General features: G+C 72.1%; 26 protein-coding genes and 1 pseudogene. 7 read left to right on the forward strand and 20 right to left on the reverse strand.

The features are described from left to right. The first annotated feature begins 14 nt into the window (after positions 1–14). Positions 15–1,778: a glycoside hydrolase family 15 protein gene (locus JT362_RS15000; RefSeq protein ID WP_260191811.1), complete on the forward strand. Its 1,764-nt coding sequence runs from the start codon at positions 15–17 to the stop codon at positions 1,776–1,778. Continuing rightward, complete coding sequence (locus JT362_RS15005) at positions 1,778–2,824, forward strand: glucose 1-dehydrogenase (RefSeq protein ID WP_260191812.1); 1,047 nt, start codon at positions 1,778–1,780, stop codon at positions 2,822–2,824. The genes JT362_RS15000 and JT362_RS15005 overlap by 1 nt, the downstream gene beginning before the upstream one ends. Here the strand turns inward: JT362_RS15005 and JT362_RS15010 are convergent. The 7 genes and pseudogenes from JT362_RS15010 to JT362_RS15040 form a co-directional block, all read right to left on the reverse strand. Beyond that, positions 2,814–3,812, reverse strand: a complete 999-nt coding sequence (locus JT362_RS15010) for a hypothetical protein (RefSeq protein ID WP_260191813.1) — start codon at positions 3,810–3,812, stop codon at positions 2,814–2,816. The two genes, JT362_RS15005 and JT362_RS15010, sit on opposite strands and share 11 nt — an antisense overlap. Then, positions 3,809–5,110, reverse strand: coding sequence for a hypothetical protein (locus tag JT362_RS15015; RefSeq protein WP_260191814.1), 1,302 nt, complete (start codon positions 5,108–5,110; stop codon positions 3,809–3,811). Before JT362_RS15015 ends, JT362_RS15010 begins: the two co-directional genes overlap by 4 nt. Positions 5,111–5,290: 180 nt before the next feature. Further along, positions 5,291–6,087 (reverse strand): annotated as a pseudogene (locus tag JT362_RS15020) (transposase family protein). A gap of 115 nt (positions 6,088–6,202) precedes the next feature. After that, positions 6,203–6,868, reverse strand: a complete 666-nt coding sequence (locus JT362_RS15025; protein WP_260191815.1) for a class I SAM-dependent methyltransferase — start codon at positions 6,866–6,868, stop codon at positions 6,203–6,205. Positions 6,869–7,268: 400 nt separating this feature from the next. Continuing rightward, on the reverse strand, positions 7,269–7,508 hold the full coding sequence (locus JT362_RS15030) for a hypothetical protein (RefSeq protein WP_260191816.1): 240 nt from the start codon (positions 7,506–7,508) through the stop codon (positions 7,269–7,271). Positions 7,509–7,704: 196 nt separating this feature from the next. Beyond that, positions 7,705–8,097 carry an ATP-binding protein gene (locus JT362_RS15035; RefSeq protein WP_260191817.1) on the reverse strand — a complete coding sequence of 131 codons (393 nt, stop codon included), beginning with the start codon at positions 8,095–8,097 and terminating at the stop codon, positions 7,705–7,707. After that, positions 8,094–8,765 carry a winged helix-turn-helix transcriptional regulator gene (locus JT362_RS15040; protein ID WP_260191818.1) on the reverse strand — a complete coding sequence of 224 codons (672 nt, stop codon included), beginning with the start codon at positions 8,763–8,765 and terminating at the stop codon, positions 8,094–8,096. Before JT362_RS15040 ends, JT362_RS15035 begins: the two co-directional genes overlap by 4 nt. 136 nt (positions 8,766–8,901) lie before the next feature. Here JT362_RS15040 and JT362_RS15045 point away from each other — a divergent pair, with 136 nt between their 5' ends. Beyond that, entirely contained in the window at positions 8,902–10,272 is a 1,371-nt protein-coding gene (locus JT362_RS15045; RefSeq protein ID WP_260191819.1) for a HAMP domain-containing sensor histidine kinase, read from the forward strand. Between the two features lie 210 nt (positions 10,273–10,482). Here JT362_RS15045 and JT362_RS15050 read toward each other — a convergent pair whose 3' ends face one another. After that, positions 10,483–11,040 carry a hypothetical protein gene (locus JT362_RS15050; RefSeq protein WP_260191820.1) on the reverse strand — a complete coding sequence of 186 codons (558 nt, stop codon included), beginning with the start codon at positions 11,038–11,040 and terminating at the stop codon, positions 10,483–10,485. 124 nt (positions 11,041–11,164) lie between these two features. Here JT362_RS15050 and JT362_RS15055 point away from each other — a divergent pair, with 124 nt between their 5' ends. Both JT362_RS15055 and JT362_RS15060 read left to right on the forward strand, forming a co-directional pair. Further along, complete coding sequence (locus JT362_RS15055) at positions 11,165–11,617, forward strand: CBS domain-containing protein (RefSeq protein WP_260191821.1); 453 nt, start codon at positions 11,165–11,167, stop codon at positions 11,615–11,617. Between the two features lie 16 nt (positions 11,618–11,633). Beyond that, a complete protein-coding gene (locus tag JT362_RS15060; protein WP_260191822.1) occupies positions 11,634–12,926 on the forward strand; it encodes an ArsB/NhaD family transporter in 1,293 nt (430 codons plus the stop codon). A 6-nt stretch (positions 12,927–12,932) separates the two neighbouring features. Here JT362_RS15060 and JT362_RS15065 read toward each other — a convergent pair whose 3' ends face one another. The 12 genes from JT362_RS15065 to JT362_RS15120 form a co-directional block, all read right to left on the reverse strand. Then, positions 12,933–14,618, reverse strand: coding sequence for a Na(+)/H(+) antiporter subunit D (locus JT362_RS15065; RefSeq protein WP_260191823.1), 1,686 nt, complete (start codon positions 14,616–14,618; stop codon positions 12,933–12,935). After that, on the reverse strand, positions 14,611–14,874 hold the full coding sequence (locus tag JT362_RS15070) for a hypothetical protein (RefSeq protein ID WP_260191824.1): 264 nt from the start codon (positions 14,872–14,874) through the stop codon (positions 14,611–14,613). Before JT362_RS15070 ends, JT362_RS15065 begins: the two co-directional genes overlap by 8 nt. After that, entirely contained in the window at positions 14,871–16,316 is a 1,446-nt protein-coding gene (locus JT362_RS15075) for a proton-conducting transporter transmembrane domain-containing protein (RefSeq protein WP_260191825.1), read from the reverse strand. The genes JT362_RS15070 and JT362_RS15075 overlap by 4 nt, the downstream gene beginning before the upstream one ends. 1 nt (position 16,317) lies before the next feature. Continuing rightward, entirely contained in the window at positions 16,318–17,802 is a 1,485-nt protein-coding gene (locus JT362_RS15080; protein ID WP_260191826.1) for a monovalent cation/H+ antiporter subunit D family protein, read from the reverse strand. After that, positions 17,799–18,149 carry a cation:proton antiporter subunit C gene (locus tag JT362_RS15085; RefSeq protein ID WP_260191827.1) on the reverse strand — a complete coding sequence of 117 codons (351 nt, stop codon included), beginning with the start codon at positions 18,147–18,149 and terminating at the stop codon, positions 17,799–17,801. Before JT362_RS15085 ends, JT362_RS15080 begins: the two co-directional genes overlap by 4 nt. Then, positions 18,146–19,135, reverse strand: coding sequence for a DUF4040 domain-containing protein (locus tag JT362_RS15090; RefSeq protein ID WP_260191828.1), 990 nt, complete (start codon positions 19,133–19,135; stop codon positions 18,146–18,148). The genes JT362_RS15085 and JT362_RS15090 overlap by 4 nt, the downstream gene beginning before the upstream one ends. Continuing rightward, the gene (mnhG, locus tag JT362_RS15095) at positions 19,132–19,446 is read right to left on the reverse strand and encodes a monovalent cation/H(+) antiporter subunit G (RefSeq protein ID WP_260191829.1); all 315 of its coding nucleotides are present in this window, start codon (positions 19,444–19,446) and stop codon (positions 19,132–19,134) included. Before mnhG ends, JT362_RS15090 begins: the two co-directional genes overlap by 4 nt. Next, entirely contained in the window at positions 19,443–19,769 is a 327-nt protein-coding gene (locus JT362_RS15100) for an MrpF/PhaF family protein (protein ID WP_260191830.1), read from the reverse strand. The genes mnhG and JT362_RS15100 overlap by 4 nt, the downstream gene beginning before the upstream one ends. Next, positions 19,766–20,281 (reverse strand): Na+/H+ antiporter subunit E, encoded by a 516-nt coding sequence (locus JT362_RS15105; RefSeq protein WP_260191831.1) that lies wholly within the window; start codon positions 20,279–20,281, stop codon positions 19,766–19,768. The genes JT362_RS15100 and JT362_RS15105 overlap by 4 nt, the downstream gene beginning before the upstream one ends. Then, entirely contained in the window at positions 20,278–21,561 is a 1,284-nt protein-coding gene (locus JT362_RS15110) for a PucR family transcriptional regulator (protein WP_260191832.1), read from the reverse strand. Before JT362_RS15110 ends, JT362_RS15105 begins: the two co-directional genes overlap by 4 nt. Then, positions 21,561–22,034 (reverse strand): CBS domain-containing protein, encoded by a 474-nt coding sequence (locus tag JT362_RS15115; protein WP_260191833.1) that lies wholly within the window; start codon positions 22,032–22,034, stop codon positions 21,561–21,563. The genes JT362_RS15110 and JT362_RS15115 overlap by 1 nt, the downstream gene beginning before the upstream one ends. Before the next feature lie 144 nt (positions 22,035–22,178). Then, the gene (locus JT362_RS15120; RefSeq protein ID WP_260191834.1) at positions 22,179–23,390 is read right to left on the reverse strand and encodes a cation:proton antiporter; all 1,212 of its coding nucleotides are present in this window, start codon (positions 23,388–23,390) and stop codon (positions 22,179–22,181) included. 166 nt (positions 23,391–23,556) lie between these two features. Between JT362_RS15120 and JT362_RS15125 the strand changes: the two genes are divergently transcribed. Together JT362_RS15125 and JT362_RS15130 are read left to right on the forward strand one after the other, a co-directional pair. Further along, a complete protein-coding gene (locus JT362_RS15125) occupies positions 23,557–24,450 on the forward strand; it encodes an ABC transporter ATP-binding protein (protein ID WP_375546499.1) in 894 nt (297 codons plus the stop codon). After that, positions 24,447–25,973 (forward strand): efflux permease Rv1217c-related protein, encoded by a 1,527-nt coding sequence (locus JT362_RS15130; RefSeq protein ID WP_260191836.1) that lies wholly within the window; start codon positions 24,447–24,449, stop codon positions 25,971–25,973. The genes JT362_RS15125 and JT362_RS15130 overlap by 4 nt, the downstream gene beginning before the upstream one ends. The last annotated feature ends 13 nt before the right edge of the window (positions 25,974–25,986 follow it).

The raw sequence follows: 25,986 nt of genomic DNA on the forward strand, positions 1-25,986 counted from the left end.
GGGAGGGAATGGGCTTGGTCGGCAGGATCGAGGACTACGCGCTGATCGGTGACCTGCAGACCGCGGCGCTGGTCGGCCGGGACGGGTCGATCGACTGGCTGTGCCTGCCTCGGTTCGACTCGCCCGCCTGCTTCGCCGCGCTGCTCGACGACGAGAGCGCCGGGCGCTGGCTGCTCGCGCCGGCGGGCGGCGGGTCGTGCTCCCGGCGCTACCTCGGCGACTCGCTGGTGCTGGAGACCGAGTGGCGGACCGCGGCCGGCACCGTGCGGGTCCTCGACCTGATGCCGCCGCGCGAGCAGGCCGCCGACGTGGTCCGGGTCGTGGTCGGCGTGTCCGGGCGGGTGCGGATGCACCTGGACCTGAACCTGCGCTTCGACTACGGCTCGGTCGACCCGTGGGTGCGCCAGGTCGACGGCGAGCTGTCCGCGATCGCCGGCCCGGACGCGGTATGGCTGTCCGGCCCGGTGCCGACCGAGGTCGACGACGGGCGGATCGGCGCCACCTTCGAGGTCGCCGAGGGTGACCGGGTGCCGTTCGTGCTGACGTACTCGCCGTCGCACCTGCCGGCGCCCAGGGCGATCGACGGGCTGGTCGCGGTCGACGACACCTGCCGGTACTGGGACGACTGGATCGGCCGGTGCGACTACGACGGCGAGTACGGCGAGGCCGTCCGGCGTTCGCTGGTCACGCTCAAGGCACTGACCTACGGCCCGACCGGCGGGATCGTCGCCGCGGCCACCACCTCGCTGCCCGAGCAGCTCGGCGGACCGAGGAACTGGGACTACCGCTTCTGCTGGCTGCGCGACGCGAGCCTGACGCTGCAGGCGCTGCTCGGCACCGGGTACGTCGAGGAGGCCAAGGCGTGGCGGGAGTGGCTGCTGCGCGCGGTCGCCGGTGACCCGGCCGACCTGCGGATCATGTACGGGCTCGACGGCACCCGCCGGATCCCGGAGTACACAGTGGACTGGCTCGGCGGCTACGAGGGCGCCCGCCCGGTGCGGATCGGCAACGCCGCCGCCGAGCAGCTCCAGCTCGACGTGTGGGGCCAGGTGCTCGACGGCCTGCACCTGGCCCGCGACGCCGGCCTTGCCCCGTCCACCGACGCCTGGGACCTGCAGCGCGCGCTGCTGGACTTCCTGGAAGGTTCGTGGGACGCGCCGGACAACAGCCTGTGGGAGGTACGCGGGCCGAGGCGGCAGTTCACCCACTCGAAGGTGATGGCCTGGGCCGGCGTGGACCGCGCGGTGTACGCGGTGGAGCGGCACGGGCTGGCGGGCCCGGTCGAGCGCTGGCGCGACCTGCGGCGACGCATCCACGACGAGGTGTGCGCGCGGGGCTACGACGCCGACCGAGGCACGTTCACCCAGTTCTACGGCTCCACCGGGCTGGACGCCGCGCTGCTGCTGATCCCCCGCGTCGGGTTCCTGCCGTGGAACGACGAACGCGTGGTCGGCACGGTCGAGGCGGTGCGCCGCGAGCTGTGCGAGGACGGGCTGGTGCTGCGGTACCGGATGTCGACCGACGGCGGCGTCGACGGGCTGCCCGGCGAGGAGGGCGCGTTCCTGGCGTGCTCGTTCTGGCTGGTCGACGCGCTGATCGGGATGGGCAGGAACCGGGAGGCGCACGAGCTGTTCGAGCGGCTGCTGGACCTGCGCAACGACGTGGGGCTGCTGTCGGAGGAGTACGACACGCGGGCGCGGCGGCAGGTGGGCAACACCCCGCAGGCGTTCAGCCACATCGGCCTGGTGAACTCCGCACGCTACCTCGGAGGTTCCTGATGCGTGCCCTGTCGCTGCGTCCGGACCGGCCCGGTTCGCTCGCCGTCACCGACGTGCCCGACCCGGAACCGGCCGAGGGCGAACTGCTGGTCGAGGGTCTCGCGGTCGGCGTGTGCGGCACCGACCGGGAGATCATCGCCGGCGAGTACGGCACCGCGCCGCCCGGCCGGGACCGGCTGGTGCTGGGGCACGAGTCGCTCGGCCGGGTGCGTTCGGCCCCGGACGGGTCCGGCTTCGCCTCCGGTGACCTGGTCGTCGGCGTGGTCCGCCGCCCGGACCCGGAGCCGTGCGGAGCGTGTGCGCACGGCCAGTTCGACATGTGCCGCAACGGCCGGTACACCGAGCGCGGGATCAAGGAGCTGGACGGCTACGCCAGCGAGGCGTGGCGGGTGCCGGCGGAGTACGCGGTGCGGCTGGACCCCGCCCTGTCCGAGGTCGGCGTGCTGCTGGAGCCGACGAGCGTGGTCGCGAAGGCGTGGGAGCAGGTCGACCTGGTGGGCGGGCGGTCGTGGTTCGAGCCGGAGCGGGTACTGGTCACCGGCGCCGGCCCGATCGGCATGCTGGCGGCGATGATCGGCGCGCAGCGCGGCCTGGACGTGCACGTGCTGGACGTGGTCACCGACGGCCCGAAACCGGACCTGGTGCGGCGGCTCGGCGCGACCTACCACCACGACGGCGTCGCCGAGGCCGTCCGCGACAGCGAGCCGGACGTGGTCATCGAGGCCACCGGCGTGTCGTCGGTGATCTTCGAGGCGATGGGGGCGACGAACCACTACGGCGTCGTCTGCCTCACCGGCGTGTCGTCGGCGGGCCGGTCGCTGCGGGTCGACCTGGGCGCGCTGAACCGCGAGATCGTGCTGGAGAACGACGCCGTGGTCGGCTCGGTGAACGCCAACCAGCGCCACTACCGGGCGGCGGCGGACGCGTTGACCATGGCCGACCAGGACTGGCTGGCCGGGCTGATCACCCGCCGCGTGCCGCTGGCGGAGTTCGAGAAGGCGTTCCAGCCGGAGCCGGACGACATCAAGGTCGTGCTCACCCTCTGAGGGCTGTTTCCAGCTCGGTCAGCTCCGCTTCCAGGTCGTCGAGGTCCTGGTCGGTGCGGGCGTCCTCGTAGGAGCCGAGCAGGAGCGTGTACCGCCCGGCGAGGTCGGCCTGCCGCTGGGCCGTGGCGGCGTCGGCCGGTTCCGGCGGGTGCAGGACGGCGTCCGCGAGCGCGCTGAGCCGGGCGCCCGCGGCCTCCTGCCGGGTACGGCGCCGCGCCGCGCGCCCGTCCCGCCGCCGCAGCGTGCCGCCGGCGAAGCGGAGCAGGGCGAACAGGGCGACCGGGGCGAGCAGCAGCCCGCCGAGGGACAGCACGACCTGCCTGGTCTGCAACGCGTCCGGGGTCGGTGGCGGGGGCACGACGACCGCGCGGGTCGGGACGCCGTCCGGGTAGTCCTCCCTGGCCTGCGCGTCGAAGGCGTAGACGAACTCCTCGACCTCGGGGAACCGGTCGGTCTCGGAGGTCCGGTACTGCCAGGCGAGCTCGGCGACCCCGATCAGCCCGAAGTTGTAGTTGTCCGCGTCGACCGGGTTGTCCGGGTTGGAGAACTGCGGGCCGGTGCAGTAGGCCTGGTCGTACTCGCCGGTGTGGATGGTGGCGTACACGACGACCAGGCTCGTGGTGACGACCGAGGCGATCTCGTCGCACAGGTCGCCGACGGAGGAGGTCAGCGGCTCGGTCGGCTCCGGCAGGGGCGTGTCGTCGAGCAGCACCAGCACGATCGGCCGGTCGCCGAGCAGTTCCCTGGCCCGCTCCGGATCGATGACGCCCGGAACGCCCGGCTCCTCCTCGTACACCGAGGTCGTCCGCAGCCCCTCGGCGATCGCCCGCACCCGGTCGGAGATCCGGTGCGGCTCCTCCACCTCGCGCCCGAACACGAGGTAGCCGAGGAGCACGCCGATCGCCAGCATGGCGAGAACCCAGTGCGGGATGCCCCAGTGGTCGCGGTTCAGCCAGCTGCCGATGCGCTTGCGCGTGCTCGCCCTCACGAGAGCCGCACCCCCTCGTCGGCGATCTTGATCACCTCGGCCATGGCGGCGGCGGTGTGTGCCCGGTCGTAGAGGCTCCGGGCGGTCGCGTGCCGCTCGGCCGCAGCGGGGTCGACGTCCTCACCGCGTTCGCCGGCCGCCAGCAGCCGAGCCCCCAACTGCCCGATCCTGGCCATCGCGGCGGCACCGGCCCGGTGCAGGGCGAGTTCCTCGGCGCGCTCCCGCCGGGCGGCGCGTCGCCGGTACCCGAGCACCCCGCCCGCGCCGAGCACCGCGGCCGACCCGACCAGCACCCATGGCCCGATCGCGCCGACCGTCTGCCGCACGTCGAACTCCGGAACCGGCGGCTGCGGCGCGGGCTGCGGCCGCCCGAACGCGGTCTCCTCCAGCAAGGTGTCCAGCCGCTCCAACACCGTCCCGATCCGGTCGTTCATCGAGCTGCCCTGCCGGAAGCTCCCGATCTGGAACCGCCCGAACGCGTAATCCCGCGCCGAGACGGCTTTGTCCCGTTCCGCCCCCGCGACGTCCAACCACCGCCCGGTGGTCACCAGGATCAGGTCATCCGGAAACGCCCGAGCGAGGGCGGGCGCGTAGTCCACCACCCGCTCCCCCGGCTCGACGACCGGAAACGCCGCGACCCGAACCGAGATCCCGAACTCGTCCGCGAGGTCGGTGACCACGGGGTCGATGGTGTCCTCGCGGCCCGGCGCGTTGTACACCCGCTCGTCCCGCAAAGCCGCCACCACCTCGTCGACCTGCTCCTCCGACGGCTCGACGGTATCGGTCGGTGGAACGGTGTCCTCCGGATCATCGTCGCCGCCCGCGAACTTCGCCCCGTAGACCACCGGCGAGGTGACGTCCAGGTAGGCGGTGGTCTGCCGCAGGGAAGGGAGGTCGGTCGGCCCGATCCCCGCGCCGCGCTCCCCGTAGACGGAGACGTAGATCCCCTCGACCACGACGAGCCCCACATCGTTCTCGGTAGCCCAGTCATCAAGTGGCTGGTAAACCTCGGCGAGATGCGCGTCCCCGTCCGCGTAGTTCGCCCCCGGCTCGATCGGCCCCATGTACGGCGCGACCAGCACCTTCACCCCGTCCGGCAACGCCTCCCGCACGACGTCCTCGTCCAGGTACGCCACCGCCCCCGGCGCCCGGTGGATGTCGGTGTCCGCGAGCGCCTCGATCGCCGCGTCCACGTCCAACTTCGGCGGCAACTCCTCGTCGGCGTGAGCCGCCGGCGCCACCCCGCCCAGCACCCCCACCGCACCCCAGACCACCCCGAGAACCCTCACAACACGCACAGACGTGCACTGTGCCAGATGCCGGAGCCTCCCTCCTACGACGCCGGGTCATCCGCCTCGCCGAAACGCAGGATCACGTAATCGGGACGTATGGGACTGTCCTGCAGCAGCATTGAAATCGACTCGTACAGAGCGCCCGCATTCGAGCCATAGAGACACAGTGAGCCTTTGCCAACCTGATCATGCGCTGGCGATCATGAGGGTCTGAACTGCGGCGATGAGCCGGTGGGCGGTGTTCGGGTGGAGCGGATCTTCCGCAGGACCCGCCAGTTCTTCAGCTCGGCGTTGGCCCGCTCGCCGGGTCCACGGCGGCGGGCGTGGGCGGTGTTGACGTCCTTCTGGTTCCGGGACAGGCGCCGGTAGCGGCCGGTGCCCAGATCCTTCCGACGGCGCCGCTGCGGAACCGCGACCGTCGGCCCGGCGCCCTGATAGGCGGTGTCGGCCGCCGCGGGGATCTCGTGGGTGGCCAGCGCGTCGATGATCCCGTGCTCACGGGCAGCGCCCATGTCATGTCTCGCGCCGGGCAGCGGCGGCGAGATCCACACCAGCCGGCCGATCGGGTCGGCGACGACCTGCACGTTCAGCCCGTGGGCCTTGTGCTTGCCGGAGTAGAAGGCCCGGTCATAGCCCGATGTCATGCCTACCCGGTCGATGCGCAGCAGGGTGCCGTCGAGGATCACGAACGCCTTGCGGCGGGCGACCTCGATCGCCTGGGCCAGGGTGGGAGCCATCGCGGAGAGCAGTTCGAGCGCCTCACGGATGTACCGGTACACCGTCGAGGTCCCGATGCGGAAGCCGCAGGCCAGGTCGGCGTAGGTCTCGCCCTTACGCAGGTGCGCGACCACGAGCAGCGCCTGCCGGCCGGGCGAGAGCTTCCGCCACCGAGTTCGGCGCTGGTTGCGCTGCGCTCGCAGCGCATCGGAGAGCACGCCGAGGGCGCGGCTGGACACGGTCATCCCGGACGGGTAGGACAGCACGTTGAGCTCCTGGTTGGACGTGTTGATCTAGGCAATCGCCCGTCTACCAGGAGATTCACCCATTCGAGGTCACGCCACGCTGCACACCGCTGACTGCCCGCCCAGGTCGGCAAATTTATTCGTTACTTCTGGCCTCATGGCGCGCCAGCAGGTATCCGGCGGGCGGCTTGCCCGGCGCCGGAGCAACGATTCGCAGGCGTCCGAGCTCGGCGAAGTCGTGCTCGCGCAGTCGGTCGGCGAGCGCGTCGAGGGTCCACAGATACGCCGGTGAGGCTCTGTGGTCGTACGGGACCCAACCGTTGGTGTCTGCGGTGTCGGTGATCTGCACACCGATCAGCAGGGGTCCGCCCGGCTCTACCACTCGGGCGAACTCGGTCAGGACGCGCGGAAGCAGGTCCGGCGGCGTGTGGATCAACGAGAAGTGCGCCAGGATGCCCGCGATCGACTCGTCCCCTGCGTCGAGATGGAGCATAGAACCGACCTCGTAGCGCAGGTCGGGACGATACCGGCGGGCGATCGCGACCATGGCCGGTGACAGATCGATCCCGTAAGCCCGGATACCGGCTCGATCCAGGTGATCGGTCCACTGTCCGGGACCGCAACCCGCATCGACCACAGCACCCACCGACCCACCGGCGCGGACGAGGTCGGCGAAGGCGTTGATCATCCCTGCTGACAGCGCATCGATGACTTGGTCGCCCTGTCGCACCATGTCGTCGTACAACTCGGCGACCTCGTCGTAGTCTCGGCGGGTCCGATCCAACGCTTCGTTCTCACTCACCCGCCGGACTCTAGGGAACAGGTCAAACGTAGGAGTGTCGGACACTCCAACCGCGAAGGCGACGCGATCGATCCGTCCGCCCAGGACGGTGGGCACCACCTTTACCACCGCCCCCACCAAGCTGTCCACGACGGCCGCAGCGCTGGCACATCCACTCCCGGGCCGCACGCCACGCGCACAACCGCTGGCCAGCCCCCTCACCAGGTTGGCAAAGGCTCAGTGTCGCCTCCCCGTCACCAAATCCATGACCATCCAACGTTCCTACGCCACCAACTTCGAGCGCATTTTCAACCTCCCTTCCTAGCGCGCGAACTTCATTACGCTCACGGTCCGACCCAAAGTTCTCGTCACTCAGGTCGAAATGCACGATCACCGCGTTTCTCGGACAAAGTTGCAAACCTCAATCATTTACCCGTCGAGCATCCCACCAGTCGCGCATATCCTTATGAATAAAAACCTGATTCGAAACATATCTACTCATGACACCTCTAAGTGTGGAAAGATCCGAAACCGCCTTCATGATCGCGATAACCGGAAGGACGATACCCCTGGTCAGCCGATCGCGCAGGTCACCTTCACTCATATAGCGAGTATGCTGCTCATCCAACAACTCTAGATCCTCGGCCGAAATCGTCTTCACCGCATCGGCTCGAAACCTGATCTGGCATTTAGACTCCGGCAACCATGAGCCCTCGACGGCAGAAGAAGACGAGAAGGCGATATTAAGGTATGACGATTCATTTCTCGAACCCGACGACGTCCAACGACGGGGGTCGAGCTACTTCCTCACCTCGTACGGGCACCCGGACGACGACACCGGCCGCGAGTTCGTGGACCTAGACCGGGGCGACGAGAACCGGTAACTCCGCCCACACCGCCTTGCCGTCGGCGTCGCGTTCGACGCCCCAGTCCGGGCAGAGGCGGCGGACGATCGTGAGGCCGCGGCCAAGGGGCCAGCCGGCCGCGGGCGACGGGGTGGCGTCGTGGACCGCCATCCGGACGGCCGTGCCGGGGCTGGGCAACGACACCTCGACCGTGAACGGCGGCCGGGCGTGCCGGAACGCGTTCCCCAGCAACTCCCCCAGCACCACGGCGGCCTCCCGCACCGCACCGGGGGTGCAGCCGTGCAGCGGCGACTTTAGCCACCGCCGCACGTCCGCCAGGAACTCCGGGTCGACATCGGGCAACCTCGCCCGGGCCAGCACGCGTGTTCCCGGCGGCACGGTCATCTCTCGCCCGCGCCGGCGTAGCGGCTCGCACCAAGACAGTCGATCAGGGAACGCACCGCGGCGCTCTCGCCGGACAACACGATGGCGTGGTCGCGCACGGCCTCCAGCCAGCTCTGGTTGCCCAGCCACACGTTCGCCAGCGCGCCCAGGGTGCAGTTGAGCTGCACGCTCGCCGGTGACTTCGGGGCGCCCTCGCGGACCGCCACCTCATCCGTGGACAGGATCAGGCTCCAGCGGCGCGGGGGCGGCGCGTCGGCGAAGTCCACGTCCACCGTCAGCGGGTCCTCCGGGAGCCGCGCCCGGTCGATCTCCCGGCAGATGTCGAACACCAGCAGCTCCGGGTCCAGGTCCGCGAGCCGCGGACGGTTGAGCCAGCGCTGGCCCCACCTGCCCAGCTCCTCGACGACCGGGCGCAGCTCCTCCCCCGCCTGGGTGAGGCGGTACCGCTTCTCGCCCTTGGCCCCCGCTTCGTGGGTGACCAGGCCGTTGGCCTCGAGCGTGCGCAGCCGTGCCCCCAGCAACGAGTTGGAGATCTTGGGCAGGCCGCGCGCTATGTCGGCCCGGCGCTCGCCGCCGTACAGCAGCTCACGCAGGATCAGCAGGGTCCACGGCTCGGTCACCACCTCGGCCGCTCGGGCGACCGGGCAGTGCTGCTCGTAGCGGTACATGGAACCGGGCTCACGCTCCTAATCGAATTTCGCTCAAGGTCATCCTCCGTGCTGTGCGCGCCGGTCGACCTGACGACTCTCTGACATTCGGCTCCGCGATCACTCGACCAGGGCCGTCGTGGGGTACGACCGCCACATGAGCGCGAGCCGCCTCCCGCTGCGAACGCGCGTCATGGCGTGGTTCAGCCTGGTGACGCTCGTGGTCGCCGGCACCCTCGCGGTCGCCACCTGGCTGCTGTCCACCGGCTACATGCTCGACCAGCGCGAACACAGCGCCATCCGCCAGGCCAGCGGCAACGCCCGCCTGGTCGCGGCCGCGCTGGACCGGGAGTCCCCTGGGCTCGCCGAACTGCTCACCGGGCTCGGTGCGGAGTACGAGTCCGGCGTGCTCGTGGTCGACGACGGCGAGTGGATCACCGGCGGCAACCTGGTCGACCCAACGCGCCTGCCCACCGGGTTCCTGCGGCTCGTGCAGGGCGGCGTCCCGGCCCACCAGCGGACCATGCTCGGCGGCGCACCCGTACTCGCCGTCGGCCTCCCGCTACCCGAACTGGGCGCCACCTACGTCGAGGTCTCCCCGATGCGCGAACTCGACCGTACCTTCCGCTTCCTCAGCTGGCTCCTGGTGGCCGGCACCGTCGCCAGCGGCCTGGCCGGCGCCCTGCTCGGCCGGTGGGCCACCAACCACGCCCTGCGCCCGCTGCGCCGGCTCACCGAGACCGCCGCCCGCACCGCCCGCGGCGACCTCGACGTCCGGCTGCCGTCCACCGGCGACCCCGACCTGGTCCCGCTGGCCGAGGCGTTCAACGACACCGCCGACCGGCTCCAGCAGCGGGTGACCCGCGACACCCGGTTCGCCGGCGACGTCAGCCACGAGTTGCGCTCCCCGCTGACCACGATGCTCAACGCCATGGCCGTGCTCCAGCGCCGCAGCGCCGACCTGCCGGCCGGCAGCCGGCACGCCGTCGACCTGCTCGACACCGACCTGCGGCGGTTCCGCCGGATGGTCGACGACCTGCTGGAGATCTCCCGCGGCGACCACGACACCGACCGCTCCACCTTCGAGCTGGTCGACCTCGCGCCGCTGGTCACGGCCATCGCCGGCCGGCACGGCCCGGTGCCGCCGGACGCGCTGGCCATCGCCGACCACGCGTGGGTGCTGGCCGACCGCGTCCGGCTGGAGCGCGCGGTGGCGAACCTGCTGGACAACGCCGGGCGGCACGGCGGCGGGCTGGTCCGGCTCGGCGTGCTGCGCCGGGACGGGCACGCCCGGATCGAGGTCGACGACGCCGGCCCCGGTGTCCCGGCCGGGGCGCGCGACCAGGTGTTCGAGCGGTTCGCGCGCGGATCGCCCGCGCGGTGCGCCTCGGCCGACAGCGGCGGGGTCGGGCTCGGGCTCGCGCTGGTCTCGCAGCACGTTCGCCGGCACCACGGGCGGGTGTGGGTGGAGGACCGGCCCGGCGGTGGGGCACGCTTCGTGGTGGAACTTCCGGAGGTGACGGAATGACGTGTGTTCGCCCGGTGCTCGCGGCGCTGGCCGTGCTGGGGGTGGCCGTGCTGGGAGTGGCCGGCTGCGGGGTGACCAGTCAGGACGAGCCGCAGCCCCTGGAGGAGACCTCGATCCAGCAGCCGCCGGCGCCGCCGAGCGTGGACACCGAGGCGGGCCCGACCCCGACGGTCACCACGTCCAGCGCGGGGCCGACGTCCCCGAGCCAGGTCAGTCCACCGGGCCGGTCCGGCGGAGCAGGTCGGCCATCGTCGCCAGCTCCGTCGACGGCTCACACCCGATGAGCACGAGCTCGTGCAGGGCCTGCCGGATGTCCACCCGGCCGGTGAGTTTGCCCACATGACGGCTGGTGGTCACGCCGATCGTCGCGCCGCGGGCCACCACGTCCAGGACGCCGAGCACGCGGCGGGCCGGGACCAGCACGTCCAGGTCGAACCGCTCCGGCGCGTGGGCCCGCACGGCGACCTTGAGCAGGGCGTTCCTCGGGTCGACGATCGACCACCGGCAGCGCCCGGTGACCAGGGCCATCTCCCCGTCGAACCGGGGTGCGTCGAGCAGGTCGAACAGGGGTTCGGCGGAGGGGATCTCCGCGCGTGGCCGCTCCCCGACGACCAGCACGAACACCGGCCACCGGCCGGCCTCCTCGACGGTCGCCGGCGAGGGGTCGAGGCCCCTCGGCCACAGCAGCAGCACCTCGAGTGCGACCAGCGTCGCCACCTGGTCCCGGCGGCCTTCCCAGTCCGTCCCGACCTTCGTCGTGCCGCGCATAGCGCTCCCTGCGCCGGAGGGGTACCTGCCTGACCGATTGTTGCCCGGGAGCGGGCGCGGGTGGGGTGGCCTGAGCCGACTGTCAGGCAACCGCAAGGGAGTCGATCAGGTTACGCTGCGGTCCGTGCACGCGAGCGAGATGGCCGAGGACTTCCCGGTGATCGGTGTCGAGGACGACGCCTGGGACGCGGTCACTCAGCTGGCCGAGCGGCGGCTGCCCGGCCTGGTGGTCATCGACACCGACGGCCGGCCGCTGTCGATCCTGCCCAGCTCGCAGGTGGTGCGGATCCTGGTGCCGACCTACGTGCAGGACGACCCGTCGCTCGCCGGGGTGCTGTCGGAGTCGATGGCCGACCGGGTGGCGGACAAGCTGCGCGGCAAGAAGGTGCGGGCGCTGATCCCGGACGACGGCGACGTGCCGGAGCTGGCGGTGGTGAACGACGACGACACGATCGTCGAGGTCGCCGCCGTGATGGCCCGGCTGAGCTGCCCGCTGGCGGCGGTGCTGCGGCGCGGGGAGCTGCTCGGCGTGATCACCGCGTCCCGGCTGCTGCAACTCGCGCTGACCTCGCGCTGAACGGTCGCGGGTGGGTATGAGCGTGGTCATCGCGGTCGCCGTGTTCGTGGTGGCCTACGTCCTGATCGCCACCGAGAAGATCCCGAAGATGGTCGCCGCGCTCGGTGGCGCGGGCGTCGTGCTCGGGGTCGGCGTGGTCGGCTCGGAGGACGCGTTCTACTCGCACGAGACCGGCGTCGACTGGGACGTCATCTTCCTGCTGCTCGGCATGATGATCATCGTCGGGGTACTGCGGCGGACCGGCGTGTTCGAGTACGTCGCGATCTGGGCGGCCAAGCGCGCCAAGGGGTCGCCGCGCCGGATCATGGTGCTGCTGGTGCTGATCACCGCGGTGGCCTCGGCGTTCCTGGACAACGTGACGACGGTGCTGCTGATCGCGCCGGTCACCCTGCTGGTCTGCGACCGGCTGAACATCAACCCGGTCCCGTTCCTGATCGCCGAGGTGCTCGCGTCCAACATCGGCGGCGCGGCGACGTTGATCGGCGACCCGCCGAACATCATCATCGGCAGCCGGGCCGGCCTGACGTTCAACGACTTCCTGGTGCACATGGCGCCGATCGTGGTGATCGAGCTGATCGTGTTCACCCTGATCCTGCCGTGGCTGTTCCGCGGCTCGTTCGCCGTCGACCCGGAGCGCGCGGCCGGGGTGATGGAGCTCAACGAACGGGAGGCCATCCAGGACACCCGGCTGCTGGTGCAGTGCGGCGTGGTGCTGGGCGTGGTGTTCACCGCGTTCGTGACGCACTCGGTGCACCACGTGGAGCCGTCGGTGGTGGCGCTGCTCGGCGCCGGGATCCTGGTGCTGATCTCGCGCAGCCGACCCAGCGCGTTCCTGGCCGCGGTCGAGTGGGAGACGCTGCTGTTCTTCGCCGGCCTGTTCATCATGGTCGGCGCGATGGTGAAGACCGGCGTCATCGGCGACCTCGCTGGCCTGGCCACCGACGCCACCGGCGGCGACGCGCTCACCGCGGTCATGCTGATCCTGTTCGTGTCCGCGCTGCTGTCCGGGATCATCGACAACATCCCGTACGTGGCGACGATGAGCCCGCTGGTCGCCGAGCTCGCCACCGCCATCGACAACCCCACCCACGCCGAGGCGCTGTGGTGGTCGCTCGCCCTCGGCGCCGATTTCGGCGGCAACATGACCGCGATCGGCGCCAGCGCGAACGTCGTCGTGCTGGGTATCGCGCTGCGCAACGGCACGCCGATCTCGTTCTGGGAGTTCACCCGCAAGGGCGCCATGGTCACCCTGATCACCGTCGCGCTCGCCGCGCCGTACCTGTGGTTGCGCTACTTCGTACTCGCCTGACGCGGGTCATCGGAGCAGGGTCACCAGGAGCACCGCGCCGAGCAGCAGCGCGACCCACCACACCATCAGGTGCGTCGACCAGGACGTGGCGAGCCTGCCCTCCGGCCGCAGCGGGGCGGTGCCGACCGCCCACAACCGTGCCGTCCGCCGGCGCAGCGGCGGACCGAACCGGTCGCCGAGCCGGGACGTCCGGCGGGACAGCGCGTGCCAGCCGGCGGGCAGGGCGCGCCGGTAGAGCACGTCGACGTCCAGGTTCACCGAGCGGATCTCCGGCGGGTACAGACCGGTGCGGATCAGCACGGTGAAGGCCAGCGACGCGAGCAGCAGCAGCTGCAGCTGGTTGACCACGTGCGCGGTGGTGTACGGCTCGTAGTCCATCGCGTACGGCAGGATGCCGTACAGCAGGTCCGGCGCGACCCCGATGCCGACGCACACCAGCGCGCCGAGCGCCATCGCCACCCGCATGTTCAGCGGCGCCTCCGCCACCCGGTAACCCCGGTCGTGGGCGAAGAACGCGAAGAACGGGATCTTGATGCCGGCGTGGTGGAACACGCCGGCGGAGGCGAACAGCAGCAACAGCCAGACCACGGTGCGGTGATCGGCCGCGACGGCCTCCAGGATGATCGACTTGGTGGCGAACCCGGAGAACAGCGGGAACGCCGAGATCGACGCGGCGCCGACCATGCACAGCACCGTCGTCTGCGGCATCGACTTGTACAGCCCGCCGAGCTCGGAGCCCTTCGCCGTGCCGGTGCGCAGCAGCACCGCGCCCATGGCCATCATCAGCAGGCCCTTGAACACCATGTCCGCGACGGCGTGCGCGCTCGCGCCGTTGACGCCGAGCGCGCCGCCGATGCCGACGCCGGCGACCATGAACCCCAACTGGTTGATCATGCTGTAGGCGAGCACGCGCCGCAGGTCGTTCTCGATCACCGCGTAGAAGATCGGGAAGACCGTCATCGCCGCGCCGATCCAGACCAGCGCCTCGGTGCCGGGGAAGCCGCGGGCGAGCGTGTAGACGGCGAACTTGGTGGTGAACGCCGAGAGCGCGACCGTGCCGACGATCGTCGCCTCGGGATAGGTGTCGGTCAGCCACGCGTGCAGCAGCGGGAACGCGCACTTGATGCCGATCGCGAGCAGGATCAGCACGCCGCCGGGGCCGTCCAGCCCGAGGTAGCCGAACTCGATTCCCTCGCCGGCGTGCACCCGCCAGACGATTCCGGCCAGCATCAGCAGGCCGGAGGTCACCTGCGCGACCAGGTACCGCATCGCGGCCCGGTGGCTGCGTTCGGTGCGGCCGGCCCAGATCAGGAACGCCGAGGACAGCCCGGCGAGCTCCCAGAACACGAACAGGGTGATCAGGTCGCCGGCGAGCGCGCCGCCGACCGCGGTGCCGGCGTAGACCAGGATCACCGCCTGCTGCAGCGAGTCGCGCAGGTGCATGGCGTAGACCGAGGTCAGCAGCGCGGCGACGAGGAACCCGGTGGCGAACACGCGGGACAGGGCGTCCACCCGCAGGGGGGTGAGCTCCAGGCCGAGGAACCCGAACGACCCCGCGGTGCCCTCGGGCAGCAACCACAGCACGACCAGCGCGGCGATCGGCAACGCGGCCAGCAGCACCCGGCGCGGCCAGCCGCGCAGCAGCGGCACGCCGACCGCGCCGAGCATCAGGACCAGGGCGGGATTAGTCATCCCGGTGCTCCGGCGCGTCGTAGTAGTCCTCGTCGCGGCGCAGCCAGCGCCGAAGCCGCTTCGCGGCGAGCACCAGGAACACACTGCCGAGGAACCCGTAGAGCGGGTAGAAGGCGAACCAGCTCTCGACCGTGAAGTGCGGGTGCTTGGTGTAGAAGAGGTCGGCGACAGCGGACAACGCGCAGAGCGCGGCCAGCACGTACAGGATGCGGGTCACGTTGCGTGGCTCGTCGAGCCAGCGCCGGTCGTCGGTCACGGCAGCTCCAGGGTTCCGGCGAGTGGGGCGAGCACGGCGTCGGCGGCGAAGAACAGCGCCACGCAGCCGATGGCGGTCAGGATCAGCGGCGCGACGAGCGCCGGCCGCGCCTCGCCGTGCCCCACCGGCTCCAGTGGCGGCCGGAAGAACGCGCGCCCCGGGATCGGCAGCAGGTACGCGAGCGCCAGCAACGATCCGACGAGCAGCACCACCAGCGCCACGACCTGGTCGGCCTCGGCCGCGCCGAGCAGCAGCAGCCACTTGCTCCAGGTGCCGCCGAGCGGGGGCAGGCCGATGATCGACACCGAGGCCACCAGGAACGCGGCGAAGGTCCACGGCATGGCCCGGCCGAGCCCGTCCAGCTCGCTGACCCGGGTCCGGTGCGCGGTGACGGCGATGGCGCCGGCGCAGAGGAACAAGGTGATCTTGCCGAACGCGTGCGTCACCAGGTGCAGCGCGCCACCGGCCACGGCCACGTCCCTGGCGAGGGTCGCGGCCAGCACGATGTAGGCGAGCTGGCTGACCGTGGAGTACGCGAGCCTGCGCTTGAGGTTGTCCGACCGCATGGCGACCACGGCCGCGGCCAGCAGGGTGAACGCCGCGACCCAGGTCATCGGGGCGGCGGCGCCGGTCTCGGTGAGGGTGTCGAGCCCGAACACCGACACGGTCACCTTGAGCACGGTGAACACGCCGGCCTTGACCACGGCGACCGCGTGCAGCAGCGCCGACACCGGTGTCGGGGCGACCATCGCCGCCGGCAGCCAGCGGTGTACCGGCATCAGCGCCGCCTTGCCGATGCCGAACAGGTACAGCGCGAACAGCACGGTCAGCACGCCCGTGCCGGCCTGTCCGGCGAGCAGCCCACCCGGCCGGAAGTCGGTGCTGCCGGCCAGCAGCCAGGTCCACACGATCGCCGGGAGCAGCAGCCCGATGGAGGTGGTGAGCAGCACCGCGAGGTAGGTGCGGCCGCCGCGCCGGGCGTTCGGCCCGCCGGTGTGCGTGACCAGCGGCCAGGTGGCCAGCGTCATGATCTCGTAGCCGATGAACAGCGTGATCAGGTTCGCCGACAGCGCGATCCACATCGCGGCCGCGATGGTCAGCGCGAAGAACGCGAAGAAGCGGGTCTGCCCGTGTTCGCCCTCGGCGCGCAGGTAGCCGGCCGCGTACACGGTGGTCACCGGCCAGAGCACGGCGGCGACCGTGGCGAACAGCAGGCCGAGCGGCTCGAGGGCGAACTCCAGCGAGAGCCCGGGCAGCCACGACCACAGCTCGAACCGCAGGTCCTCGCCCGCCGATGGCCACAGGGCGAGCACGGTCGCGGCCAGTGCGAGGCCGCCCAGCACCGAGGCGGTCTCGCGGGCGTTCGGGTGGCGCCGCAGCGCGAGCACGGCGCCGACGGTGAGCAGCGGGATCGCCACGGCGATCGGCAGGAGGACGTCCACGTCACGCACCCCCGGTCCCGAGCAGGGCCGCCGCGGCGGCGTCGGCGAGGCCGCCGGGCAGGCTGGCGTCGATCCCGAAGTAGACCGACAGCAGCACCAGCGCCCAGACCGCCGCCACCATCGACACCGGTGCCCGCGGCTGGTCGGCGGGCAGGTCGGCCGGTGGGTCGCGGAACCAGGCGGCCTCGACGATCCGGCCGACGTAGACCAGGGCGAGCAGCGAGCTGGCCAGCACCGCGACCAGCACCGGCCACGCGCCGGCGTCGAGCAGTGCCGACACCAGCGCCCACTTGCTGGCGAACCCCGCGGTCGGCGGCACGCCGACCAGCCCGAGCCCGGTGACGACGATCGCGGCGAACGTCCACGGCATCCGCCTGCCGAGCCCGGCCAGGTCGTCCAGCCGGGCCGAGCCGAGCCGCAGCACCAGCAGCCCGGCCGCGCCGAACAACGCGCCCTTGATCACCGCGTGGTTGATCACGTGCAGGTAGCCCGCGGACACCCCGGCGGCGGTGGCCAGGCTGATCCCGGCCACGATGTAGCCGATCTGCGCGACGCTGGACCAGGCGAGCAGGTACTTCAGGTCCCGCTGGAAGCAGGCGGCGGCCGACCCGACCAGCATCGCCAGGGCGGCGAGCAGCAGGCCGACCTCGCCGACCGGCATCGTGGTGAACACCAGCCCGGCGCCGAACACGGTGAACGCGAACCGGCAGAACACGTAGATCGCGACCTTGGTGCTGGCCGCGGCCAGGAACGTGCTCACCGCGGACGGCGCCTCCCCGTAGGCGGCGGGCAGCCAGGCGTGCAGCGGGAAGACGGCCATCTTGACCGCGAGCCCGACGAAGACGAACACCACCGCCGCGTAGAGCGCGCGGTTGCCGTCCAGGTCGGTGAGCCGGTCGGCCAGGTCGGCCATGTTGAGCGTGCCGGTGACCGCGTAGGCGAAGCCGATGCCGATCAGCACGAACGTGGCCCCGACGGTGCCGATCACCAGGTAGCGGAAGCTCGCGAGCAGGGCGCGGCGCCGCCGGCCCATGGCGATCAGCGCGTAGGTCGACAGCGAGCTGATCTCCAGGAAGACGAACGCGTTGAACACGTCGCCGGTGACCGTGAGGCCGAGCAGGCCGGTGAGGGTCAGGCACAGGCAGGTGTAGACCAGCGGGGCGCGCCGGTCGTCGACCTCGTCGCCGACGCTGCGCCTGGCGTAGACCGCGGCGACGACGGCGACGACCGACACCACCAGCAGCACCGGGGTGTTGAACCCGGCGACCACGAACTCGATGCCGTACGGCGCGGGCCACCCGCCCATCTCGTAGTGCAGCGGGCCGTCGTCGACCCGGGTGGCGAGCAGGACGGCGCAGGCCAGCGAACTGAGCGCGGCCAGCAGGAACACCAGCCAGGTCACGGTGCGGAAGCGGCGCAGCAGCAGGCACAGGGGCGCGCAGCCCAGCGGGACCAGCACCTGCAGTGCGGGCAGATGTGCGGTCACGGCGTCGTGTCCCGTTCGAGCACGTCCTCTTCCTCGACGGTGCCGTAGGTCTCGAAGATCCGCACGGCCAGCCCGAGCCCCACCGCCAGGGTCGCGACGCCGACCACGATCGCGGTCAGGATCAGCACCTGCGGCAGCGGGTGGGAGTAGGTCTCGACGTCGTCGGAGACGATGGGCGCGCTGCCCCCGTCGACCTTGCCGATGCTGATGAAGAAGAGGAACACCCCGACTTGGAACAGGGTGAGGCCGATCAGCTTCTTGAGCAGGTTGCCGTGGCTGATCACGACGTAGAGCCCGATCATCATCAGGGCGAACAGCAGCCAGTAGACGTAGTGGGTCCCGATCACCGCGTGGCCCTCCGGTTGGCGAAGCTGAAGAAGACCGTGGTCATGACGGCGGCGACGGTGATGCCGATGGCCGACTCGACGAGCAGGATGCCCAGGTGCTGGCCGGCGGCGGGATCCGAGCTCAGCGTGTCGTAGTCCAGGAACGAGCCGCCGAGCAGCATGTTCACCACCCCGACGCCCAGGTAGAGCAGGAGCCCGAACGGGATCAGGGCCCACAGCACCACCCTCGGCACCACCTGCTGCGCCTTGTCCAGGCCGAACACCAGGCCGTACAGCACGAACCCGGCCGCGAAGATCACGCCGGCCTGGAAGCCGCCGCCGGGACCGAAGTCGCCGTGGAACAGCACGTACAGCGCGAACAGCAGGATGAACGGCATGAGCATCGCGCTGATCACCCGCAGCACGCGGTAGTCGACCAGGTCGAGGTCGTCGCGCCGGCGGGCGTCCACCGGGTGCGCGAGCGGGCCGAGCAGCGCCAGCACGGCGACCCCGGCGGTGAAGACCACCAGCAGCTCGCCCAGCGTGTCCAGGCCGCGGTAACTCGCCAGCACCGAGGTCACGGTGTTGGGAATGCCGATGTCCTCCTGGGACTGGTGCAGGTAGGTGTCGGTGAGCGGGTGGCGCTGCACCGGGCTGTCCGCGGAGCCGAACGCGGGCAGGTCCTGACTCGCGTAGACGAGCGTGCCGCCGGCCAGGATCGCCACGGCCGCGCCGGGCAGCCGGCGCCGGCGGGGCGTGACGGCTTCGCGGGAGCGGGTCAGCGCGAGCCCGCCGAGCAGCAGCACGGTGCTGATGCCGACGCCGACCGCGGCCTCGGTGAACGCCACGTCCACCGCGTCGAGCAGCACGAACAGGCAGGCGGTGACCAGGCTGAACAGCGCGGACAGCATGGCCGCCTCGTAGAGCGCGCGCAGCCGCGAGACGGTGAGTGCCGTCGCGACGAGGATCGCCAGCAGGGAGATGTTGATCAGGGTGAAGACAGTCATCGGCGCGGGTCGCCCTCCCGCCAGATCGGCACCCCGTCGCGGCGCGCGGCGAACGCCAGCACGTAGCTGGCCGTGGGGCCGGTGAGCGCGAGGAACAGCATGATGACCAGCAGCCGTACCCCGGTCTCCCAGCTCGGCGTGCGCAGGAGCAGGCCGAGCAGGATCAGCCCGGCACCGGCGGAGTCGGTGATGCCGGCGGCGTGGACGCGGGTGTAGAAGTCCGGGAAGCGGAGCAGGCCGACCCCGCCGGACACGACGAACAGGGCTCCGGCGGCCAGCAGCACGACGCTGGCGATGTCGAGGACGATCATGCTCGGTCTTCCCCGTCCGTCGCGGGTTCGTCGGCCAGGTCGTCGGCCAGATCGTCGGCCAGATCGTCGGCCAGGTCGTCGTCGTAGTGGGTCAGCCGCAGCACCGCGACCACGGCGACGAAGTTGACCAGCGCGTAGAGGATGCCGATGTCCAGGAACTCCGGCCGGCCGAACAGGAACCCGGCGACCGCGACGAACAGCACGGTCTTCGTGCCGAACATGTTGATCGCCAGGATCCGGTTGTAGCGACCGGGGCCGACGAACGCCCTGGCCAGCGCGAGAACCATGGTGACCAGCAGCGCGGCCATGACCGCGACGATCATCGGCCGGCCCTCCGGCCCTGGTCGAGGCGGTGTACCCGGCGCAGCATCGCGCCGGCGCGCAGCGCCTCGAGGTCCGCCGGCACCAGGCTGTGCACGTGCACCTGGTCCTCGTCGACGTCGAGGGAGAGCGTGCCGGGGGTGTAGGTGATGGAGTTCGCGTAGGTCACCTGTGCGAGCTCGCTCATCCCGGCGGCCGGCGTGGCCGCCACCGCGGGCCGCAGGTCGGGGCGCGGCGACCACACCCGCCGCACCACCGCGACCGCCGAGACCAGCACCTCCTTGCCGATCCACAGCAGGTAGCGGGGCAGCCGCAGCGCGTGCGGAATGGACGCGCCGGCACTGGCGGTGAGGCCGGCTCGCCGGGCCAGCAGGCAGACCAGCGCCACCGACAACGCGCCGAGCACCAGGAGCAGGGTGGTGAAGTGCCCGGACAGGAGCACCCAGAACAGGGCGAACAGCGGCGCCATCCGCAGGACCCACCGCGTCGTCTCGCTTCTCGTCGACCGGCTCACGCGGCTCCGCCACGGTTCGGCCAGCCGATGAGCCGGGCGCCGAGGACGGCGACCTGCAGGGTGAACGCCTGCGCCGGGTCGTCGACGGAGTACCCGGTGAGCTCGGCGACCCGCTGCAGGCGGTAGGTGACGGTCCGGACGCCCACGTGCAGCCGCTGGGCCGCGACGGTCGCGACGCGCCCGGCGGCGAAGTACGCCGACAGCGTCTCCAGCAGCGGTTCCGGGCCGAGCCGGGTCGCGCGCAGCGGTTCGAGCACCTCGGACACCAGCTCGGCCAGCGCGGCGCTGTCCCGGCCGAGCACCTGGTACACGAGCAGGTCACGGGCGCGGAGCACCCGCTCCGGCAGGTCGAGCCGCTCGCCGGTGTCGAGCGCGTTGCGGGCCTGCTCGAACGAGCGGACCACGCCGCCAGGCCCGGACTGGGGGCCGCCGATGCCCACCCGCCACGGCACGGCCTCGCCGAGCACGCCGGTGAGCTGGCGGACGAACTCGTCGGCCACCTGCTCCAGGCGGTGCGGGGCGAGGCAGATCAGCAGCCCGTCCTTCGTGCTGACCAGCACGTTCCTCGGGCCGCAGCGGAACCGCAGCCCGGTCTCCACCTGCCGGGCCGCCGAGCCGCCGTCCACGAACGCCTCCGGGGCGCGGGCCGCGGCGACGACGTGGGTGGCGGCCAGTTGGAGGCCGTACCGCTCGGCGCGCTCGGCGAGCCCGCCGATGCCGCGTCCGTCGAGCAGGTCGTCGATGAACTCGCGGCGCAGGGACTCCTCCCGGCGCACGGCCCACCGCTGTACCTCCTCGTAGCCCTCGGTCAGGGTCATGACGGCCGCGTCGACGGCGCGCAGGATCGCCGCACCGGCCGGGCGCAGCAGCTCGGCGCTCCCCTGCTGCCGCACCCCGGGGAGCTGGGGCCAGGCCAGCGAGGTCGCGCTCAGGTACAGGTTGATCAGACCGCGCATCGGCACGCCGCTCTCGGCCGCGGCGGCACCGACCTCCCGCCACCTGCGCAGCTCGTCCGAGTTCGGCCGCCGGCCGCTCACGCTCACCTCGACGAGGGTTCTGGGGTAGCCGTCCAGCAACGTGGCCGGCACGCCACCGGCATCGGCGCTGGCCTTCGCGGCGAGCCCCGCGAAGTCGTCCACGCCGCTCTCCACGCCGCCAACCGCGCCGTCCTCGCCGACGCCCTTCCCGGACTCCATGGACAGCATGGGACCACCTTTCGGCGCTGCCGGCGCGGCAACGGTCATCGGCGCGGTCATCGGCGCGGTCATCGGCGCGGTCATCAGGGCCCCTCCTCCCCCGCGTTCTCCACTTCGGCCGCCATCAGGTCGAGCAGGCGGTTGGCGGTCACGATGCCCGTTGGACGGCCACCGGCCTCGCCGACCAGCGCCAGCGGACAACCCGATCGGGTCATCAGCTCCACCAACTCGACGACGGTGGCCTCCGGTCGGACCACCGGAACCCTGCCCGCGACCTCGGCGACCACGTCCCTGATCCGCACGCCGACCAGCCTTCCGGCTACCCGGTCGGCGTGCGCCTCGTCGAACACCCTGGCCAGGCACGGTTCGTCCCACAAGTGTCTCGGTAGCACCAGCCGGAGCAGGTCGACCGACGACACGCACGTGACGACGTGCCCGTGCTCGTCGGCGACCGCCAGCCCGGGCACGCGGTGCCGCGCGACCATCCGCACGGCGGGCAGGACGCCGTCGTCCATCCGCGCGGTGGGCAGTGCTTCCGCGACGTCGGCAGCGCGCATGACATCTCCCGTCGCCGACGGCGAGCACTTCCGCGCTCCGATTGTTCGCCGTGTCCTGATCGGCGCCAACGCGCGAGGCGGCCAACCAGCGGGCCCGGTTCGTTGCCGGTGACCGGCAACCTCGCCCGCCACGCCGGTCGGCCATCACTCGGAGGAGTGATCCTCCTCGCGTTGCGGGCCGCCGGCGGGCAGGTTGTCCGGCGGCTCCACCCGCAGTGCCTTCGCGATCGGCACGTCGGTGGACGAGTGCAGCACGATCGACAACGCGATCGTGATCGCCACCAGGTCGAAGACGTGGTCGCCGGACGGGACGCCGGCCTGCACGACCAGCAGGACGTACACCACCGACGCGAAGCCCTTCGGGCCGAACCACGCGGCGACCGAGCGCTCCCGCCCGGAGAGCCGGGTACGCCACAGCGACAGCAGCATCGCCGCGGGTCGCACCAGCAGGATCGCGACGACCGCGACCGCCCAGTCGCCCAGGGTGAGGTCGGCGATCCGGTCGGGGGTGATCAGCGCGCCGAACACGAGCAGCGCGGCGAACTTCGTCGTCTCCGCGAGCAGGTCGCCGAGGTGTTCGAACCGCTCGGCGACGACCGGGTCGATGGTGGCGATCGTGGAACCGGCGGCGAACGCGGCCAGGTACGGGTTTGCGTGGGTGAGGTCGCAGGCGGCGTAGAGGATCACGCCGATGGCCAGCGGCCCGAGCGCCTGCAGCCGCGGCTCGGCGGTCAGCACCGGCAGCCGCCAGGCCAGTGCGACGACCGCCGGGACCGCGACGCCGAGCACGAGCCCGAGCAGCAGCTCGGTGCCGATGGTGGCCAGGTGCGGGTCCTCGTGCGTCGCGACGGCCAGGAAGACCAGCACGAACGGCAACGCCAGCCCGTCGTTCAGCCCGGACTCGACGTTGAGCAGCCGGCGCAGGCGCAGCGGCACGTCGTCGCGGCCGACGATGGCCGCGGCGAACACCGGGTCGGTCGGCGAGAGGATCGCGCCGACCAGGAACGCGGTCGGCCAGTCCAGCCCGGCGAGAAAGTGCGCTGGTACCGCGATGCCGAGCATGGTCAGGGGCATGGCGAGCCCGAGCGCCCGGCCGGAGGGGCGCCACGTCTTCCGCAGCGCCGGCAGCCCCACCCGCTGCCCGTCGGTGAACAGCACGGTGAACAGCGCGACGTCGGCGAGCATGGTGACGAACGGTCCGTCGTGCGGGATGTCGACCAGCCCGAACCCGCCGTCGCCGATCAGCGCGCCGGCGACCAGGAACAGCAGCGCGGTGGACAGGACCGTCCTGGCGGCCACGCCCGAGAAGGACACGCTGATCAGCAGCACGATCCCGAAAGCGAGAACCAGCGCCACGTTCCACCCCTGCCCACGTCGACGACCGTGCCGACCAGACGGTCCGGCGCGCCGCGCGCAAAGATGCCGTATGGACCGGCCGGTAGGCAAACCGGCAGGGCTACGCTTCTCGTCGGTGTGCCGGGAAGCCTGGTCGGCGGTGGATGTTCCCTGACCTGGCGGAGGTATGCCCGTGTCCACTCCCGCGATCCGGGCCGACGGACTGGGCAAGCGGTTCGGCCGCGTGCTCGCCGTCGACGGCCTGTCGCTGACCGTCGAGCCGGGTGAGGTGTTCGGGTTCCTCGGGCCGAACGGCGCCGGCAAGTCGACCACCATCCGGATGCTGCTCGGGCTGGTCCGGCCGTCCGCCGGGGCGGCGCTGATCTTCGGCGACCCGGCGGGCGACGTGCGGCGGGCGCACCGGCACCTGGCCTACGTGCCGGCCGACGTCGCGCTGTGGCCGACGCTGACCGGGGCGGAGGTCCTGGAGCTGCTCGCCGAGGTCGGGCCGGGCACCGACCGCGGCTACCGGAACGAGCTGGTCCGCCGGTTCGAACTGGACGTGAACCGGCCGGCACGCACCTACTCGACCGGGAACCGGCAGAAGGTGTCGCTGGTCGCCGCGTTCGCCACCCGGGCGCCGCTGCTCGTGCTCGACGAGCCGACCAGCGGGCTGGATCCGTTGATGGAGCGGGAGTTCCGGGCCTGCGTGACCGAGGCGAGGGACCGCGGCCAGGCGGTGTTCCTCAGCTCGCACCAGCTCGCCGAGGTGGAGGCGGTGTGCGACCGGGTCGGGATCCTGCGGGCCGGACGGCTGGTGGAGATCGCCGGGGTCGCCGAGCTGCGGCGGCTGCGACAGACGGTCGTCGAGGCGTCCTTTCGGGACGATGTTCCGTCGCTTGTGGACGTTCCAGGGGTGCTGGCGGTGGAGTCGCTGGACCGGAACCGGGTGCGGTTCACGCTGTCCGGGCCCCCGGGGCCGGCGCTGAATGCACTGTCCACAGCGGACCCCACGGCGGTGGTGATGCGGGAGCCGTCCCTGGCGGAGATCTTCCTCTCCTACTACGGCTCCGGCCGGTGACCGCGCTCGCGCTGCGGCTCAGCTACCGGGGCGCGCTGGTCGTCGCCGTCGCCGCCGGTGGAATGTCCGCGCTGGTGGCCGCCACCTACCGGACGACGATCGGAGCCCTGGACGGGTCGAGCCTGCGCGCGCTCGCGGAGAACCCGGCGATCCGGGTCCTCTTCGGACCGCCGCTCGCGCTGGACGACCCGGGCGGGTTCACCGTGTGGCGCACCGGCACGGCGGTGGCGGTGCTGGTGTCGGCATGGGCGATGCTCACCGCGACGCGGCTGACCAGGGGCGAGGAGGACGCCGGCCGCGCGGAGCAGCTGCTGGCCGGGCGGCTCACCCCGACCGGCCTCGCGGTGCGGGCGCTCGCGGCGGTGTCGGCCGGCGTCGTGGTCGCGGGGGTCGCGGTGTCCGCGGGCCTGGTGGCGGGCGGAGCCGGCGCGGCGGGTGCGGTGGTGCACGGTGCCGGCGTCGCGGGCACCGGGCTCGTGTTCGCGGGGGTCGGGGTGCTCGCCGGGCAGGTGATGCCGTCCCGGGGTGGGGCGAGCGGGTTCGCGGCCGCCGTGCTCGGGGTGGCGTTGCTGGCCAGGATGCTGGGTGAGCGGACCGAGCCGCTCGGCTGGGTCACCCCGTTCGGGCTGGCCGGCCGGTCGGTGCCGTTCGCGGGGAACCGGATGGGGCCGCTGCTCGTGCTCGCGGCGCTGGCCGTCGGGTTCGCCTGCGTCGCGCTGCTGGCGGCGCGCGGGCGTGATCTCGGGCAGGGGCGGGTTCGGCACCGGGTGCGCCGGCGGCCGAGGTTCGCGCTGCTCGGGTCGGTCGGCGGGTTCGCGGTGCGCCGGGCGATCGGGCCGACGCTGGGCTGGACCGTCGGCGTGGCCGGGTTCCTGCTGTTCGTGGGCTCGTTGGTGGGCGAGATCGTGCGGTTCCTCGACGAGAACCGCCGGCTCGCCGACCTCGCGGCCGGGGCCGGGTTCACCGCCCTCGGCACCCCCGAGGGCTTCGCGGCCGCGATGTTCGGCGTGGTGTCGATCCCGGCCGGGGTGTTCGCGGCGAGCCGGATCGCCGCGCTCACCGCCGACGAGGCCGCCCGGCGGACCACGCCGCTGCTCGCGCTGCCGGTGTCCCGGGCACGTCACCTGGGTACCGAGGTCGCGGTGACGGCGGCGGCGCTCCTCGTGCTGCTCGCGGTCGCGGGGGTGGCGTACGCGGCCGGTTCCGGGCTCCGACTCGGCGCGGCGCTCGCCGGCACGCTGACGACCGCGCCGGTGGCGTTGCTGTCCCTGGGCGCCGCGGCCCTCGCGCACGGCTGGCTGCCGCGGGCCGTGCTGGCGGTCGGCGCGCTGCCCGCCGCGGGCGGGTTCCTGCTGCACGCGGCCGTGCCCCCGCTCGCACCGCTCACCCCGTACGCCCACCTCGCCCCGGTACCGGCCGCCCCGCCGAACTGGCCGGCCGCGCTCACCATGGTCGCCATCGCCGCCGCCCTCACCCACCTCGGCATCCAGGCCTACCGCCGCCGCGACCTGCGAACGCGATGACGGCCCCCTTCAT

Source organism: Actinophytocola gossypii (assembly GCF_025165815.1).
Classification (GTDB): Bacteria; Actinomycetota; Actinomycetes; order Mycobacteriales; family Pseudonocardiaceae; genus Actinophytocola; species Actinophytocola gossypii.